General features: G+C 66.7%; 14 protein-coding genes. 8 read left to right on the forward strand and 6 right to left on the reverse strand.

The features are described from left to right. Positions 1-54: 54 nt before the first annotated feature. Positions 55-2,160: a phosphoglycerol transferase I gene (locus EGM71_RS19180; protein WP_188486433.1), complete on the forward strand. Its 2,106-nt coding sequence runs from the start codon at positions 55-57 to the stop codon at positions 2,158-2,160. A 548-nt stretch (positions 2,161-2,708) separates the two neighbouring features. Here EGM71_RS19180 and EGM71_RS19185 read toward each other — a convergent pair. Then, complete coding sequence (locus EGM71_RS19185) at positions 2,709-5,129, reverse strand: DUF3772 domain-containing protein (RefSeq protein WP_188486435.1); 2,421 nt, start codon at positions 5,127-5,129, stop codon at positions 2,709-2,711. A 121-nt stretch (positions 5,130-5,250) separates the two neighbouring features. Further along, positions 5,251-5,499 (reverse strand): hypothetical protein, encoded by a 249-nt coding sequence (locus EGM71_RS19190; protein ID WP_006399378.1) that lies wholly within the window; start codon positions 5,497-5,499, stop codon positions 5,251-5,253. A gap of 182 nt (positions 5,500-5,681) precedes the next feature. Between EGM71_RS19190 and EGM71_RS19195 the strand changes: the two genes are divergently transcribed. From EGM71_RS19195 to EGM71_RS19205, 3 genes are all read left to right on the forward strand, one after another. Next, complete coding sequence (locus EGM71_RS19195) at positions 5,682-6,176, forward strand: lipocalin family protein (RefSeq protein WP_053497449.1); 495 nt, start codon at positions 5,682-5,684, stop codon at positions 6,174-6,176. A gap of 13 nt (positions 6,177-6,189) precedes the next feature. Beyond that, entirely contained in the window at positions 6,190-7,398 is a 1,209-nt protein-coding gene (locus EGM71_RS19200; protein WP_188486437.1) for an NAD(P)/FAD-dependent oxidoreductase, read from the forward strand. Between the two features lie 126 nt (positions 7,399-7,524). Then, entirely contained in the window at positions 7,525-8,004 is a 480-nt protein-coding gene (locus EGM71_RS19205) for a hypothetical protein (RefSeq protein ID WP_014038776.1), read from the forward strand. Between the two features lie 152 nt (positions 8,005-8,156). Here the strand turns inward: EGM71_RS19205 and EGM71_RS19210 are convergent, their stop codons facing one another. Next, the gene (locus EGM71_RS19210) at positions 8,157-8,591 is read right to left on the reverse strand and encodes a PepSY domain-containing protein (RefSeq protein WP_188486439.1); all 435 of its coding nucleotides are present in this window, start codon (positions 8,589-8,591) and stop codon (positions 8,157-8,159) included. 151 nt (positions 8,592-8,742) lie between these two features. Here EGM71_RS19210 and EGM71_RS19215 point away from each other — a divergent pair, with 151 nt between their 5' ends. Genes EGM71_RS19215 through EGM71_RS19225 form a run of 3 tightly spaced genes read left to right on the forward strand, consistent with a single transcriptional unit; the run spans position 8,743 to position 11,008 of the window. Continuing rightward, positions 8,743-9,033 carry a PepSY domain-containing protein gene (locus tag EGM71_RS19215; RefSeq protein WP_014038778.1) on the forward strand — a complete coding sequence of 97 codons (291 nt, stop codon included), beginning with the start codon at positions 8,743-8,745 and terminating at the stop codon, positions 9,031-9,033. Continuing rightward, a complete protein-coding gene (locus tag EGM71_RS19220) occupies positions 9,033-9,692 on the forward strand; it encodes a response regulator transcription factor (RefSeq protein WP_188486441.1) in 660 nt (219 codons plus the stop codon). Before EGM71_RS19215 ends, EGM71_RS19220 begins: the two co-directional genes overlap by 1 nt. After that, positions 9,689-11,008 (forward strand): sensor histidine kinase, encoded by a 1,320-nt coding sequence (locus EGM71_RS19225; protein ID WP_188486443.1) that lies wholly within the window; start codon positions 9,689-9,691, stop codon positions 11,006-11,008. Before EGM71_RS19220 ends, EGM71_RS19225 begins: the two co-directional genes overlap by 4 nt. Positions 11,009-11,647: 639 nt before the next feature. On the opposite strand, the gene EGM71_RS19230 is transcribed toward EGM71_RS19225, so the two are convergent. Then, positions 11,648-11,968 (reverse strand): DUF6122 family protein, encoded by a 321-nt coding sequence (locus EGM71_RS19230; protein ID WP_006474656.1) that lies wholly within the window; start codon positions 11,966-11,968, stop codon positions 11,648-11,650. A gap of 44 nt (positions 11,969-12,012) precedes the next feature. Further along, positions 12,013-13,902: an arginine decarboxylase gene (speA, locus tag EGM71_RS19235; RefSeq protein ID WP_012512349.1), complete on the reverse strand. Its 1,890-nt coding sequence runs from the start codon at positions 13,900-13,902 to the stop codon at positions 12,013-12,015. A gap of 190 nt (positions 13,903-14,092) precedes the next feature. Here speA and speE point away from each other — a divergent pair, with 190 nt between their 5' ends. Beyond that, the gene (speE, locus tag EGM71_RS19240) at positions 14,093-14,944 is read left to right on the forward strand and encodes a polyamine aminopropyltransferase (RefSeq protein ID WP_188486445.1); all 852 of its coding nucleotides are present in this window, start codon (positions 14,093-14,095) and stop codon (positions 14,942-14,944) included. Positions 14,945-15,061: 117 nt separating this feature from the next. On the opposite strand, the gene EGM71_RS19245 is transcribed toward speE, so the two are convergent. Next, on the reverse strand, positions 15,062-15,967 hold the full coding sequence (locus tag EGM71_RS19245) for an aspartyl/asparaginyl beta-hydroxylase domain-containing protein (protein WP_024957655.1): 906 nt from the start codon (positions 15,965-15,967) through the stop codon (positions 15,062-15,064). Positions 15,968-16,350 lie beyond the last annotated feature (383 nt).

A 16,350-nucleotide genomic window follows, 5' to 3' on the forward strand; every position in this document is an offset into this window, starting at 1 on the left:
ACACGCGTCGGTACGACGTCCATCACCACCACCCCGTCACTGCCGAAGCTGCCTATGCTCTGGATACTGCTGCTGTCGTTGTTGCTGCTGTGCTGGTTGTTCCTCGCGTCCGACAAGTGGGTGTGGTGGAAGGCCGGTGCGTTCTCGGTGCTGCTGCTGACGCTCAGCGCGTGGTGGCTGATCGACAAGTTGTCCGGTGATGGGCTCAATGCCGCCACCCTGTACCACCTCGGCGCCGACATGGAAGGCGCCGGTGTCTCCGATTTCAAGGGATATATCGCCGGCTTCATCGTGCTCGCGCTGGTCTCGCTGCTGCCGCTGTTCGCCACACGGGTGAAGCGCTGGCGCCGGCCCGGCCACGGTGGCGCGTTGTTCGCCGGTTTCGCGGCCGTGTGGGTGGCCACGATCATGATCAGCCCGCTTGCCCGCGACGGCCAACGCCTGTACCAGCAGCTGCGCCCGGTCGACTTCGCCCGCATCGCCCCCGAGTACCAGGTGCCGACGCAGCCGCTACAGCGCCCGCGCAACATCGTCTGGATCTACGGCGAAAGCCTGGAACGCACCTATCTGGACGAGGCCGTGTTTCCCGGCCTGATGCCCAACCTCAACCGCCTGGCGTCCAAGTCGCTGGACGTACGTGCCCTGGCTTCGGCCGAGGGCAGCGGCTGGACCATCGCCGGGCTGGTCTCGTCGATGTGCGGCGTGCCGCTGACCACCTCGCAGGGCGATGAGAACAGCATGGACCGCATGGGCAGCTTCCTGCCCAAGGCGGTCTGCCTGGGCGACTACCTCAAGCAGCAGGGCTACACCAACCACTATCTGGGTGGTGCCAACGGCCAGTTCGCCGGCAAGGGCCAGTTCCTGGCCAGCCATGGTTTCGATGAAGTGCATGACCTGGCGTGGTTCAAGCAGCAGAAGAAGATCGGCCGCATCCACTACTCGGCCTGGGGCGTGCACGACGATGTGCTGCTGGATACCGCCTACCAGCGCTTCGAGCAGCTCTCGCGCGCCGGATCGCCGTTCATGCTGACCACGCTGACCATGGACACGCACCACCCGGCGGGCCACCTGCCGGTGTCGTGCAAGGGCGAGCGCTACCAGAGCCAGTACGGCAACATCAACATGCTCAACGCGCTCAAGTGCAGCGACCGGCTGATCTCGCAGCTGGTGCAGCGCATCCAGGCTAGCCCGTACGGCAAGGACACGCTGATCGTGATCGCCTCCGACCACCTGGCGATGCCCAACGATCTGACCCACATCCTGACCCGGCAGAAGCGCGAGAACCTGCTGCTGTTCCTCGGCGATGGCATTGCCCCGCAGCAGCTCAGCGCCGACGCCGGCACCACCCTGGATTCGGGTGCGACCCTGCTCAGCCTGCTGGACCCGAACCTGAAGACGATGGGCTTCGGCCGTTCGCTGATCGACAGCCAGCGCGCGCCCAGCGCCAGCGTGGCAACCCAGCGCGATGGTGGCCGTGACTATCCGCAGTACCTGGCCTTCGCGCGTTCACTGTGGCTGGGCGAACCGACCCGCGAGCTGAAGATCGATGGTGATGACCAGGTGGTGGTCGGCCTGCAGCACGTGCAGCCACCGGTACTGCTGGAGTACGACAAGGACTGGGGGTTGAAGTCGGTGTACCTGGAGAACACCTCGCGCCAGTTCGATGATGCCAATCCGGACAACACCCTGGCCTACGTCGACCGCTGCACCGCATTCGAGGATGGCTCGGCCGACGGCGACTGGTGCGCCCTCCTCGTCAACCGCGACAACGGCATCAAGCTGTACCGCGACAACGACCTGCGCGGCGGAATCGCGGTGGATGCACCGCTGGATGCGCTGCAGGGCCCGCGCCCGAGCGTGCGCCAGGCGCACATGATCACCCAGAAGGGACGCCGCACCCGTGCCGGCCAGTACATGCTGCAGCTGGTGGCGAGCACGCGCCCGGATCGCGGTTTCTGGATCGAAGCGGTTTCCTCGCAGCGCAAGGTGGTGCTGGCCCAGCAATGGGTGCAGCCCGATGCCAACGGCAAGATCAACGTGTCGTTCGGGCTGGACCACGAAGTGGATGATCTGGAGATCCGCGCGTGGTTGAACCACGCCGAGAAGCTGGCGGTGGATACGTTCGCACTGGTGCCCTCGCGCAGCCGACCACGAGGATAGGGGTTTCTTTGCAGGGCTGCGCCCTGCACCCGTGGTAGTGCCGGCCGCTGGCCGGCAACCTCAGAGGCAACAGCAACAGCAACAGCGGGCATTCCGTGGGATGGCGGGGCGGTGTCGCAGTGCGGGGACGCCGTGAACCCATCCCTGGGGGCTTGGCAGCCGCATCCATGCGGCTGACACCCCGCACTCCGACACCGCCCCACCTCTGACAGATTTCTGCGGCCGCCGGTAGGTGTCGACCTTGGTCGACACATCTGTCAGATATCGAATGAATTTCCGGGGTCAGATCCGTTTTCCTCCGGAAAACGGATCTGACCCCAAGAGCATGTCCAGCAGATCACGGAAATCTGTCAAAGGCGGGGTGGGTCCGGTTGCGGGAGTGTCCGCGGCATGGATGCCGCGGCCAAGCCCCAGGGATGGGTTTACGACGTCTCCCGCAACCGGACCCACCCCGCCATCCCACAGGAAACCAGCTTTTGCCGTTGCGGTTGCTGTTGCCGTTGCTCCGGCTTGTAGCAGGTGCAGGGCGCAGCCCTGCAAAGAAACCCCTACTCCTGCGGATCGCGGGTGATGTGGATATCGGTCGGGGTCGACAGCGGAATATTCCGCTCGGCCAGGATCTGCAGCAGGCTGAAGTACAGATCGCTGCGGGTGGCATAGACCTGCCGCGGGCTGGCCACGTACGCGAAACTGTTGATGGTGATCTGGCCACCGGCAATGCTGTCGATGTAGACCGTCGGCGCCGGCTGCTTCAGCACGTTGGTGTGCGCGGTGTACGCATCCAGCAGCGCCTGCCGCAGGTTGCCGACATCCGTGCTGGGCGGCACCGCGAACTGGATCTGGATGCGACCCTGGTTGTTGCCCATCGTCATGTTGCGCACGGTCTTGGTGACCAGCTCGGAGTTGGGCACGATCAGCGTCGACTTGTCGCCCACCTGGATCTCGGTCGAACGCAGGCTGATGCGGCGGATGTCGCCCTCCTGGTCGCCCAGCTTCACCCAGTCGCCGATCTTCACCGGGCGCTCGGCCAGCAGGATCAGGCCGGAGACGAAGTTCTGGGTGATCACCTGCAGGCCGAAACCAATACCCACCGACAGCGCGCTGACCAGCAATGCCAGCTTGCTCAGCTGCAGGCCCATCGCGCTCAGCGCCCAGATCACCGCGATGATGATGCCCACGTAACGGGCAACGGTACTCACCGAATTGCGTGCACCCAGGTCCAGCTCGGTCTTGGGCAGGTAGGTGTCGGTCAGCCAACGCTGTACCAGCTGGGTAACGGCCAGGCCAGCCAACAGCACCAGCACCGCCAGCACGATGCGCACCGGCTCCAGCTTGGTTCCGCCAATATCGAATCCAGAGGTGAACAGCGAAGAAAAGCGCTCCACCACCGCGCCGATGTTGCCGAACGGCGCCACCAACGCCAGCAGCGCAAGCAGCACGACAATCGTGCGCAACGCCGCCGACAGCAGCACGCCCGCCTGTTCCAGCCGCGACACGCTCAGGCCGGTGCTGAGCAGGATGGTCTGGCCGACCTTGCTGTCGGCGTTGAGCATCCAGGTGCTCAGGTCGTCGACGAACTTGAACAGCAACGTCGCGGCCAGCACTACGATGCTGCCGCCGATCAGCTGCTGGTTCACGAACTTGGCGAAATTCAGGTAGCCCAGCAACGTGGCAATGATGGCGGCCACCACGGCGATATTGCCCGCTACCCGGGCCAGTACCAGCCAGCTGCTGCGGCGCACCGGCGTACTCACGCCAAGGCCATCGGCCTGTGCTTCCAGCTTGGCCTCGGCCTCGGCGGTCTGCCGCCGATGCAGGCGCGCCAGGGTCACCAACATGGCCATGATCAGGCCGAGGTAGGTCAGCGCAATCAAGCCGTCCAACGCCACCGTGGTGACATCGCTGGTGCGCGTGGCCTGGTCCAGGGCCACCAGCACCGTGCTCAGCCAGGCCAGCGCCGCCGCACCCCAGGCGTACTTGCGCAGCTTCAGCGCGGCGGTATCGTCCAGGTTCAACAGCCGCCATGACGGGCGCTTGGGCACCAGCAGGCAGGCGCTGAGCGCTGCAATGAAGGCCGCACGGAAGGTGGCGGTCTCCAGCCCGTCGGCCACCACCTGCAAGCGCGGCGCGATCGCGTCGATGGCATCCAGCGCCGCCATCAGCACCACCACCGCATAACCCGGCAGCAGCGTGCCCACCAGCAGCAGCCACATGGCCAGGCCGGACCGGCGCAGGCGACCGTCAGGCGCGCGCTCGGACGCGGCGAACCTGCGTCCCAGCGCGCGCAGCCACAGCCGCAGCGGGAACATCATCACCAGCGCGGCCAGCAGGCCCAGCAACGGCGTGCCCCAGCCATGGGTGCGGATGCCGGCGACCAGCGCGTCGCGCCCCTGCTCGGCCAACGGCGCAACGCGCGCGATATCGATCGGCAGGCGCTCGGCCACCTTGCTCCACAGCGCAGGCGACAGCGGCGAGGCGACCTTCTGGCCCAGTTCTTCCGTGCGTTGTGCGGTGCGCTGCTGCTCGATGTCCGCCGCCAGCTGCTGCGCACGCACGGCACTGGCCTTGGCCTGCACCACCGAAGCGGCCAGGCCGTCGCGCTGTTTGGTGAGGGTGCGCCGCTGGGTTGCCAGTTCCGGCGGTTCGGTCGTGCCTTCTGCCGGCGTTCCCAGCTGCGCCAGCTGTTCGTTGAGTCGATCCAACTGTGGCTGCAGCGCCTTTTCCAGCGCCTCGGCGTCACGCCGTGCCTGCGAGGCATTCTCGGACAGCATCGCCAGCGTCTCGGTGGCTTCTGCATCGCCACGCTTGCGCTCCACATCCTTCAGGCTGGAATCGATATCCGCCAGCTGCTGCTTCGGCGTGGGGTCCTCATCCTGCGCCAGCACCGGCGCAGACAGCAGGAAGGCAGTGCACAGCAGCAGGACCCACCAGGGCCCCCGTGCACGGATCGATCGCAGGAAAGAAGACACGCAGCCACACCGGTTCGCGCGGACCACCGCGCCTGCGCGCGACTATACGGCAGAGGCGGTAAAGGGCGGATGCGCGGTTCCAGCAGCGTCGAGCAGGCTCGACACTGCCCGTCCGCGGTACTCAGTACTTCAGGCGCAGCTCTTCCACGGTCGGCTGCTGCAGCGCGTACCAGTCCTGGAACTCTTCCTCGGTGATCTCATCGGGCGCGTACACCGCCACCGGGTGCCAGTCGTGGTCGGTCGGCAGCGGTTGGCGCGGGCCGGCACGCAGGCTGTAGGCCACGCCCTCGTAGTCGACCAGGTCGTCGACCTGCGGCCACTGTTCGCGCGCGAACGCGGATTCACTCTTCAACAGGATCACCTGGTACATCGGCACCTCCACCTCGGTTGGATCAGGAAAACACGGCGCTGGCGGCAGGATACCGCCACGCCGGTGACAACGCGCGCTCCGCCGGGGCGACGGACCGTTCTGGACACGGCCATCGCCCCGGCTTCACCCGCCCATGGCAAGGCCATCGGCATCGTGGAGGCCCACCCCTGTCACGATGACCGATGACCGAGCACCCGCCGCTGAAGACCGTCGCCGACCTCAAGCTGCCCCGCTACCTGGGCACCTGGTACGAGATCGCGCGCCTGCCGATGCGCCACGAGCCGGAGGGCTGCACCGACGTGTCGGCGCACTACACCCTGCTCGACAACGGCAACGTCGGCGTCACCAACCGCTGCCGCATGGACGGCGAGATCGAGGAAGCCACTGGCGAGGCCTGCGCCGTCGACAACGACAGCGCGCGCCTGGAAGTGAGTTTCCTGCCCAAGGGCCTGCGCTGGTTGCCGTTCGCCAAGGGCGACTACTGGGTGATCCAGGTTGCCCCGGACTACAGCGTCTCGCTGGTCGGCAGCCCGGATCGCAAGTACCTGTGGCTGCTGGCGCGCGAGCCACGCCTGGACGCGACCGTGCAGGATCATTATCTGGCGGCCGCCCGCCTGCAGGGCTTCGATCTGTCCGAACTGATCCAGACCCCACATACCGGCCAGCCCACGGCCTGAGCCACGCGCAGCCATGGACCTGAAGAGCGGTTACCCCTGGTGGGCGGTACGCAACGGCCTGATCCATGCCTTCCCGCCGCTGCAGCAGGACCTGCGCTGCGACGTGCTGGTGGTCGGCGGCGGCATCACCGGTGCGCTGATCGCAGACGAGCTGTCCCATAACGGCCACGACATTGCGGTGATCGAACAGCGCGACATCGGCTGGGGCAGCACCGCCGCCAGCACCGCGCTGCTGCAGTACGAGATCGATACCCATCTGCTGGAACTGACCGAGCGCTACGGTCAGGACGCCGCTGCACGGGCGTACCGGGCCTGTGCGGAGGCAATCCCGGCCCTGGCCGAGGTGGCGCGCGGGGTGAAGGACGTGGATTTCCAGCGCATGGACAGCCTGTACCTGGCCAGCCGCCATCGCGACGTGCCGCGCCTGATGGCCGAAGGCGAGGCGCGGCGCAGCATCGGCCTGGATGCCCGTTGGCTGGGCCCGGAGGCACTGCAGGAACGCTTCGACGTGAACGCTGGTGGTGCCCTGCTGACCCGGCAGGCCGCGCGGGTCGATCCCTACCGCCTGACCTATGGGTTGCTGCAACGCGTGCGCCGGCGCGGTGGCAATGTGCATGACCGCACGGTGCTGCACACGCTGACACCCACCGCGCGCGGCGTGAGCGCGGTCACCGAGGGCGGCGCTACCATCCATGCCCGCCACGTGGTGCTGGCAATGGGCTATGCCAACCAGGCGTGGCTGCAGCAGCGCGTCGCACGCAACCGCAGCAGTTATGCCTTCATCACCGATCCCATCGATGCGGACGTGCTCGGCCGGCTGCGCAACACGATGGTGTGGGAGAGCGCACGCCCGTACCTGTACCTGCGCGCCACCGGCGACCGTCGCCTGCTGGTGGGTGGGTTGGACGATGCCATTGATATCCCGGCCCGGCGCGACCGGCGCGTACAGCGCAAGGCCGACACGCTGATGAAACAGCTGCTGCATTGGTTCCCGCGGTTGGACCCGGTGCCGGCCTTCTCCTGGGCCGGGACCTTCGCCGAAACCGCCGACGGCCTGCCGTTCTTCGGCCCCCACGCGCAGTGGGGCCCGCGGGTGCATTTCGCCATGGCCTACGGCGGCAACGGCATCACCTATTCGATGATCGGCGCCCAGCTGCTGCGGGCCCGGATCGAGCGGCGCAGGCATGCGCTGGAAGGGCTGTTCGGGTTCGGCCGGTTGTGACCTGCAGCCAGGCATGGCCTGGCTCTACCCCAATCCGGCGCCGACAGGCATCATTCAAGCAACCCCTGCTAGCGTCGGCCTGTACCGCCGCGTGTTGCGCGGCCACCTGTCCGCTGGAGCGCCGTCATGATCCGCCCCCTGACCCTGCTGCTGTGCCTGGCCCTGCCGGGAACCGTGCTGGCCCAGTCCGCCGCTGGCGCCACCGCGCCGCAGGCTGCCGGCCTGGACCTGACGCTGCCGCAGGCGCCGATGCGCTACCTCAACGACCCGGCCCTGCAGCAGGACCCGCCCGGCACCTATTACGGTGACAAGAGCGGCCCGCGCGTGCATGACGACGCCAAGATCGCCGACGTGACCGACGACAAGGTAAAGGTGTCCGGCAGCTTCACCACCGGCATCGGCTATTCGAAGAACGGCGGCAACAGCCACTACAACGCCGCCACGCTGAACCTCAGCAAGAACTACACCACCGATGAAGGCAAGACCCACGGGGTCAACCTCAACATCCACGTGAGTGAAGGCAAGGGTCCGGGCTTCTTCGGCCCGTATGGCGGCTACTACGGCCGCGGCCCGGGCTGGGATTACCCGCCGCCGTACGGCTGGTAAGCCCCGCGCCGGGCCTGGGCCGGCCAAGGTCGGCCGCTACCGCAGTGTACGCTTGGTAGGTGTCGACCTCGCATGTGCGGGTGGGTGTCGACCTTGGTCGACACGCTCTGCGCTCTGTGCCGGCCAGCGGCCGGCACCTACCGGTACGCGAATCAATCCAGCCAACCGTCACGCTCGCTGTGCAGGATACGGCCGTCATAGCCACTCAGGCGCACTTCCACCTTCTGGTTGCGGGCATTGCGCGCTTCCAGCGACCAGGTCGCACCATCGCGTTCCAGCGAATGGATTTCGCGCAGGCCATGCGCCTGTGCACGAGCCAGTACCTGCTCGGTGGTCAGCAGCGTGCGGCCGCTGCGCTCATCGAAGATCTCGCCGGTCTTCGGGTCCACGTAGACCTCGCTGAAGCGGCCATCAGCGCGGCTCACGTCGGCTTCCCACAGGCCGTCATCGCGTTCGATCTCGTGGATCTGGGTGTAGCCGGCCTTGCGCAGGGTCTGTTCGACCTGGGCCATGCCCAGCGGTGCGGCCTGTACGGCCGGTGCGATGGCCAGCGCAGCAAGGGTGGCGAGGGTGAGGGACTTCAACATGGGGGTTCTCCTGTTCGTGTTCGTGGCCGGACCATCCCGGCAACGCCACGATGCATGCCCCGGTTAACAGCGCCTTAGCCGTGGCTGTTAGCCCGCTGTTAGTCATCCCGGCCACACTCGCGCCTGTACCCCTCTTTCTTTCCGTACCCGCATGCTCGCCACCCTGCCCCTGCTGCTGGCCCTGGCCAACGCCCCGATCGCCGCCGCGCCCGTACAGGACCCGGCGCAACAGGTCGCGCGCCGTGCCGTGCAACAGGGCCGCTACGTACCGCTGGAAAGCGTGGTCCGCGACGCACTCAAGCGCTACCCGGGCCAGTTGCTGGAAGTGGAGCTGGACGACGGCGTCTACGAAGTGGAGATCCTGCGCGGCGACGGCGTGGTGGTGGAGCTGGACTATGATGCGCGCAGCGGAAAGCTGCTGAAGACGGAGCTAGACGATTGATGCGCATCCTGTTGGCCGAAGACGATGCCGCACTGGCACAACGCCTGGTGCCCCTGCTGGAACAGGCCGGCTACGTGGTGCACGTGGTCGCCGATGGCCGCGAGGCCGAAGAGATCGGCCAGATCGAGGACCTGCAGGCCGCCATCGTCGACCTCGGCCTGCCCGGGCTGGATGGACTGAGCGTGATCGAGCGCTGGCGCGGCAACGGCCGCAGCTTCCCGGTGCTGGTACTGACCGCGCGCGGGCGCTGGCACGACAAGCTGGCCGGCTTCGACGCCGGCGCCGACGATTACCTCACCAAACCCTTCCAGGCCGACGAACTGGTGCTGCGCCTGCGCGCCCTGATCCGCCGCAGCCACGGCCACGCCAGCCCGCGCCTGCACTGCGGCCCGCTGCAGCTGGACGTCAACGCCGGCCGCTTCGAACTGGACGGGCAGACGCTGCCCCTCAGTCCGCAGGAGTTCCGCCTGCTCAGCTACTTCATCCACCACAGCGGGCAGGTGATCGGCCGCGACCGGCTGGGCGAGCAGGTGTTCGACGGCGGCCATGACCCGGACTCCAACGCACTGGACGTGCTGCTCGGACGCGTGCGCCGCAAGCTCGGCACCGACCTGATCCAGACCGTGCGCGGCCAGGGCTGGCGGCTGGCCGCGCCATGAAGCAACAGCCGTCGCTGCGGCGGCGCCTGCTGCTGGCCGGCGGTGTCGGCCTGCTGCTGGTCTCGCTGCTGGCCAGTGCACTGCTGGGCGAGCTGTTCAAGCGCAGCGCGCGTGACCGCTTCGACCACGAACTGCAGCAGGACATGCTGACCCTGCTGGCGCAGGCCGAAGTGGATGCAGACGGACAGCTGCGCCTGCGCCAGGAACCCAATGACGCACGCTTCCAGCGCGTGTTTTCCGGTGCCTATTGGCAGATTGCCGGTGCCGATGGCCGCGTGCTGCTGCAGTCGCGCTCGCTGTGGGATGAGACCCTGCCGGCGCCGGCTACCGGGCCGGCCACGCGCAATCTGCCCGGACCGATGCAGCAATCCCTGCGCGCACGCGTGCAGCAGGTTCGCCTGCCACGCGCCAGCGAACCGTTCGTGGCCGCGGTCGCCACCGATCGCAGCGCGCTGGATGCGGATGTCGCCGCGTTCCGCAAGCGCACCGCCATCGCCCTGGGCGTGCTGGTCGCGGCGTGGCTGGCGGTGCTGGTCAGCCAGGTGCACTTCGGCCTGCGCCCGCTGCATCGCCTCGGTGCGCAGCTGGAACGGGTACGGCGCGGCGATGCGCAGCGCATCGACACGCAGGAACTGGGCGCGGAGGTCGCACCACTGGGTGAAGAACTCAACGCGCTGCTGGACCACCAGCAACGCATGGTCGCGCGTGCGCGCACCAGTGCACAGGATCTGGCGCATGCGCTGAAGACCCCACTGAGCGTATTGGCCACCGAAGCTGACGGCGACGGCAGGCATTGGCGTGCCACCGTGCGCGAGCAGAGTGCGCGCATGCAGGCCAGTGTCGACCGTTACCTGGCTGCAGGACTGGCTGCCGACCATCGCCAGCGCACCGACGTGGCGGCCGTCGCACAGGCGATGTGCCGGCTGATGGCACGCGTGCATGGCGAACGTGGCATCACATTCACGGCGGAAGGCATCGATCCGGCGCTGCAGTTCGCCGGTGCCAGTGCAGATCTGGAAGAGATGCTGGGCAACCTGCTGGACAACGCCGGGCGCTGGGCGCAACAGCAGGTCACTGTCGAAGCGGAAACCAGCGAAGGGCAGTTGCGCATCGAAGTGCGCGACGATGGCCCCGGCCTGGCTGCGGATGCGCTGGAACGGGTCACCCATCGTGGCGTGCGGCTGGATGAGCGCGAGGGCAGCAGTGGATTGGGGTTGGCGATTGTCGGGGATATCGCTGCCAGTTATGGCGGACGCGTGGCGCTGGAAAATGCGCAGCCCGGCCTGCGTGCGACGTTGTGGTTGCCGGTGGCGTGAAGCGACCAACCTGACGGTGGATAGTGCCGGCCGCTGGCCGGCAACCACGCGGTCATCGGGAACACCCTGCGGAAGCCGGCCAGCGGCCGGCTCTACCAAGCGCCAATCCGACCGGTCGCCGTACACCCGGTAGGTGTCGACCTCGGCCAACATGCATCAAAAAGCGCCGACCAAGGTCGGCATCTACCAAAGCAGTCCGTCAGTTCCGCCGATGATCATGCACCCGGTAGGTATCGACCTCGGCCAACCTAACGGTGGGTAGTGCCGGCCGCTGGCCGGCAACCACCTGCCCACAGGGAACACCCTGCGGAAGCCGGCCAGCGGCCGGCTCTACCAAGCGCCAATCCGACCGGTCACCGTGCACCCGGTAGGTGTCGACCTCGGTCGACATGCATCAAAAAGCGCCGACCAAGGTCGGCATCTACCAAAGCAGTCCGTCAGTTCCGCCGATGATCATGCACCCGGTAGGTATCGACCTCGGCCAACCTGACGGTGGGTAGTGCCGGCCGCTGGCCGGCAACCACGTGGTCACCGGGAACACCCTGCGGAAGCCGGCCAGCGGCCGGCTCTACCAAGCGCCAATCCGACCGGTCGCCGTGCACCCGGTAGGTGTCGACCTCGGTCGACACGCACCCAGCATCAACGGTGATGCATCCACCAGCAATCAATCGCGTCCAGCACGATGTGGATCATCAAACCGATGCCGAACAACCGCGTTTTCTTCGGCACGCACAACCCGGCATAGACCGCGATGGCCGGTGCGGTGTGCAGCGGGTGGAACCCGATGCTGCAGCGATTCGGCGCATAGATCGGGTCGGCCAGCAGATGGTCCAGATCGATGATCCAGCCCAGCAGCATCAGCAGCCACGCCGAGGCGAAGCGCTTACGCCAGAACAGCCATGCCAGCAGCGCTGGCACGGCGGCATGCAGGAACAGGTGGAAGATCGCGCGCGCGCTCATCGGGGCCGGTAGCGCCGGGCCGATGCCCGGCGTTCCCGTTTACCTCAGACCAGCGGTTCGTCGGACAGGTAGGTGTAACCGGTCAGGCCGGCTTCCAGCGCCTCCGACAGCTCCTGCGCGCGTTCCGGCGACAGCTGCGCCTCGGCCACGCGCTGCGCATAGGTCGCACGCAGTTCGTCCAGGCGGTAACCCACGTAATCCAGCATCACATCGGTGGTGTCGCCACGGCGCTGCTGGGTAATGGCGTAGCCATCGGCATCGGCCAGCACTTCCACCGCGTCGGTATCGCCGAACAGGTTGTGGATGTCGCCCAGGATCTCCTGGTAGGCGCCGACCATGAAGAAACCGATGCGGTAGCTCTCGCCCGGCTTCATCTTGTGCAGCGGCAGCGAGCTGTCCAGGCTCTCGTTCTCGACATAGGTTTCCACCATGCCGTCCGAGTCGCAGGTCATGTCGGCGATGATGCCGCGACGGTCCGGGGTCTCGTCCAGGCGCTCGATCGGCACGATCGGGAACACCTGATCGATCGCCCACACGTCCGGGATCGATTCGAACACGCTGAAGTTGACGAAGTACTTGTCGACCAGGCGCTCGTTCAGTTCGTCCAGCACCGGGCGATGGCTCTTCTCGTCATAGCTCAGGCGCGCACGCACGCCGTGGGCGATGGCGTAGAACAGATCGTCGATGCGCGCACGCTGCGGCAGGTCGATCTGGCCCAGCGCGTAGCTGGCCAGGCCTTCGGCATGGAAATGCTGCGCTTCCTGGAACAGCTCCACCGCCGGGCGCACGTCCAGCTCGTCGTGGATCTCGCGCAGGTGGCGGATCGCCGCCGGCTCGTCGTCGTGCTGGTCCGGCACGCGGCCTTCCTGCGCCTCTTCCACCTCCGACACGTTGGCGATCAGCACCGCGTGGTGCGCGGTCATCGCGCGGCCGCACTCGGTGACGATGCGCGGCGGAGTCAGGCCGAACTCTTCGCAGGCATTGGCCAGCGGCTGCACGATGTTGCTGGCGTAGGAATGCAGGCCGTAGTTGATCGAGCAGAAGCTGCGCGAACGGGTGCCTTCATAGTCCACGCCCAGGCCACCGCCCACATCGACGTGGGTGATCTTCGCGCCCAGGCGCGACAGCTCCACGAAGTAGCGGGTGGCTTCGCGCATGCCGTTGGCGATGTCGCGCACGTTGGAGATCTGCGAACCCATGTGGAAGTGCAGCAGGTTCAGGCAGTCGGCGTACTCGGTGTCACGCAGCGACTTCCACAGGTCCAGCAGCTGGCGCGGCGACAGGCCGAACTTGGCCTTGTCGCCACCGCTGTTCTGCCACTTGCCGGCGCCCAGCGAGGCCAGGCGCATGCGCACGCCCAGGCCCGGCTTCACGTCCAGCGCCTTGGACTCTTCCAGCACCAGCTTCAGCTCGGACGGCTTCTCGATGACGATGAAGGTCTGCAGGCCCAGCTTGCGGCCGATCAGGGCCAGGCGGATGTACTCGCGGTCCTTGTAGCCGTTGCAGACGATCAGGCCACCCGGGCGCGACAGCGCCAGCACGGCCATCAGCTCGGGCTTGCTGCCCGCTTCCAGGCCGAAGCCTTCGCCGTGGTGGCTGGCCAGGGTGCCGGCCACGCCGCGGGTCTGGTTGACCTTGATCGGGTACACGGCGGTATAGCCGCCGCTGTATTCCCAGTCCTGCTGGGCCTGGCCGAAGGCCGCCTGCAGCTTGCCCAGGCGCTGGCCGAGGATGTCCGGGAAGCGCACCAGCAGCGGCAGCTTGGCGCCGGCCGCACGGGCCGCGTCCACCACCTTGGGCAGCGACACCACCGGGCCGTCCGCCCCGGTCGGTCTCACCACCATGTGCCCGGCCTGATCCACGTCGAAGTAACCGTCCGCCCAATGCGGGATCGAGTAGGTCTTGCGGGCTTGGTCGAGGGACCAATCGGTCATTTCAGTCGGCCTTGTTGGCAATAAAAGGGGGGGCATGATAACGCCTATATGCCCACAGGTTCGTTATCATGCGCGCCCGCGCCCGTGACAGGTTTCAACCTGAACGGGCCGATCCGTCCGGATGTGGCATCTGTGCCACGCGGCCCCGCCCGCCAGCCCGGCTCCACCCCTCCGAACAGGACTGTTTTCAATGACTGACAGCAACAACTGGTACATCGAACACTTCGAGCGCACCGGCTCGGCCATCGGCTACCGCATCACCGGCAAGCTGGACGAGGTGCAGTCGCCGTTCCAGAAGATCGAGATCTTCCAGACCACCGACTGGGGCAACCTGATGACCATCGACGGGGCCATCATGCTGACCAGCAAGGACAACTTCTTCTACCACGAGATGATCAGCCACCCGGTGCTGTTCACCCACGCCGCGCCCAAGCGCGTGGTGATCATCGGTGGCGGCGACTGCGGCACCCTGCGCGAAGTGCTCAAGCACACCGGCGTGGAGAGCGTGACCCAGTGCGATATCGACGAGCAGGTCACCGTGATGGCGCGCAAGCACTTCCCGGAACTGTGCGATTCCAACGATGACGCCCGCGCCGAGCTGCTGTTCGACGACGGCGTGGCCTACATGGCCAACTGCCCGGCGGGCAGCGTGGACGTGGTGATCGTCGACTCGACCGATCCGGTCGGCCCGGGTGAGGGCCTGTTCAACAAGGCCTTCTACGAGAGCTGCTTCAAGGCCCTGAAGGACGACGGCATCCTGGTGCAGCAGTCCGAGTCGCCGCTGATGCAGCTGGAGCTGATCAACGAAATGCGCACCGAGATGGGCAAGGCCGGCTTCGGTTCGTTCAAGACCCTGCCGTTCCCGCAGCCGTGCTACCCCACCGGCTGGTGGAGCGTGACCATGGCGCGCAAGGGCGACAGCAGCTTCGACTTCCGCCAGGCCGACTCGGCCGCCAAGACCTTCAGCACCCTGTACTACACCGCCGCGCTGCACACCGGCGTGCTGGTGACCCCGCCGTTCGTACAGGCGGCACTGAAGTAAGGCGTGCCGACCAACGTCGGCACCCATCAATGCAAAAGAAAAACCCGCGCTGGCGACAGCGCGGGTTTTTTCATGTTCCGGTAGTGCCGGCCGCTGGCCGGCAACCGCATGTAACGATCAAAGCGCCCAGATACCCGCGATCACCGCCACCACCAGGCCCCACTTGATCAACTGGTAGGCCACCACGCTGCGCTCGCGCAGTGCCTTGGCCTTCAGGCGCACCTTGTAGACACTGCCGAACGCCTTGTTGACGCCACCGGTCGGGTCACCCGGCAGGTTCGGCGAGGCACCACCGGCCAGCAGCGTGGCCGCCACCGCGCGGTTGAACAGCCCCGGCAGGCCGAAGCGCAGCGGGCGGGCGATGTCGCAGAACAGGATCACGCGGTCATCCGGCGTCTCGTTGTGCGCATGGTGGATGTACGTCTCGTCGAACATCATCCACTCGCCATCGCGCCAGCTCTTCTTGATGCCGTCCACTTCGATGTAGCAGCCGTCGTTGTTGGGCGTGGCCAGGCCCAGGTGGAGGCGCAGCGAGCCGGCGAACGGGTCGCGGTGCGGGCGCAACTCGCTGCCCGAAGGCAGCTGCGCGAACATCGCCGCGCGCACATCCGGCAGCGACTCCAGCAGCGCGGTGGTCTTGGGACACATCGCCTTCGCCGACGGGTGCGACGGGCCGTACCACTTCAGGTAGAAGCGCTTCCAGCCACGGCGGAAGAACGAATTGAAGCCGGCATCGTTGAACGTGCTGGACGCAGCGATCTTCTGTGCATCGCGCAGCGCCAGCGCCTCGTCGCGGATCATCTGCCAGTTCTGGCGCAGCGGCTCCAGCTGCGGGAACTCCTTGGCCGGGTCCAGGAACGGCGTGGTCGGCACCTTCGAGAACATGTACATGACCACGTTGATCGGGGCCATGAAACTGGAGTGGTCCAGCAGCTGGCGCGACCAGCGCGCGCGCACCTTGCCACGGAAGTGGATGTACAGCACGCAGGCCACGAACAGCGCTGCAATGACGATTTTGATGATCAAAGCACTTTCCTCCAGCCGCAGCCGGAACGGGAAACGGGGCGATGCACGGCCTGGCGGCCAGCACCGGTTGGGAACGCGGCAGGGGACGGGGACGTGCCGGAGGGGGGCGGCCGCCGATGTCGCGGGTTAACAGCTTATGGTCGGCAGGGCGTGCGCCGGGGTCAAGCCGGACGTGCGTGGCGTTCAGCGCGGCGCCGATGAATGGGCCGGAAGCGCGCCCAACTCCTTGATCCAGCAGGGCGAGCCTCATAAGTGAGACGGAATTGTCCGATTCTGCATGACGAACTGTTCCAGCCACGACCCCGACATTTCTCCGACAAATCGTGGAATAGCGAACTGGCGAGTACTAAAATTAACGAAAACTTAGTAACTCCCTGTAA

The sequence above is a fragment of the Stenotrophomonas maltophilia genome, assembly GCF_006970445.1.
GTDB lineage: Bacteria > Pseudomonadota > Gammaproteobacteria > Xanthomonadales > Xanthomonadaceae > Stenotrophomonas > Stenotrophomonas maltophilia_AU.

Bases quoted from the DNA above. Each gene is read 5' to 3' on its own strand.
- speA (WP_012512349.1), bottom strand. From the start codon at position 13,902: ATGACCGATTGGTCCCTCGACCAAGCCCGCAAGACCTACTCGATCCCG.
- EGM71_RS19220 (WP_188486441.1), top strand. From the start codon at position 9,033: ATGCGCATCCTGTTGGCCGAAGACGATGCCGCACTGGCACAACGCCTG.
- EGM71_RS19190 (WP_006399378.1), bottom strand. From the start codon at position 5,499: ATGTACCAGGTGATCCTGTTGAAGAGTGAATCCGCGTTCGCGCGCGAA.
- EGM71_RS19215 (WP_014038778.1), top strand. From the start codon at position 8,743: ATGCTCGCCACCCTGCCCCTGCTGCTGGCCCTGGCCAACGCCCCGATC.
- speE (WP_188486445.1), top strand. From the start codon at position 14,093: ATGACTGACAGCAACAACTGGTACATCGAACACTTCGAGCGCACCGGC.
- EGM71_RS19195 (WP_053497449.1), top strand. From the start codon at position 5,682: ATGACCGAGCACCCGCCGCTGAAGACCGTCGCCGACCTCAAGCTGCCC.
- EGM71_RS19205 (WP_014038776.1), top strand. From the start codon at position 7,525: ATGATCCGCCCCCTGACCCTGCTGCTGTGCCTGGCCCTGCCGGGAACC.
- EGM71_RS19180 (WP_188486433.1), top strand. From the start codon at position 55: ATGCTCTGGATACTGCTGCTGTCGTTGTTGCTGCTGTGCTGGTTGTTC.
- EGM71_RS19200 (WP_188486437.1), top strand. From the start codon at position 6,190: ATGGACCTGAAGAGCGGTTACCCCTGGTGGGCGGTACGCAACGGCCTG.
- EGM71_RS19225 (WP_188486443.1), top strand. From the start codon at position 9,689: ATGAAGCAACAGCCGTCGCTGCGGCGGCGCCTGCTGCTGGCCGGCGGT.
- EGM71_RS19210 (WP_188486439.1), bottom strand. From the start codon at position 8,591: ATGTTGAAGTCCCTCACCCTCGCCACCCTTGCTGCGCTGGCCATCGCA.
- EGM71_RS19230 (WP_006474656.1), bottom strand. From the start codon at position 11,968: ATGAGCGCGCGCGCGATCTTCCACCTGTTCCTGCATGCCGCCGTGCCA.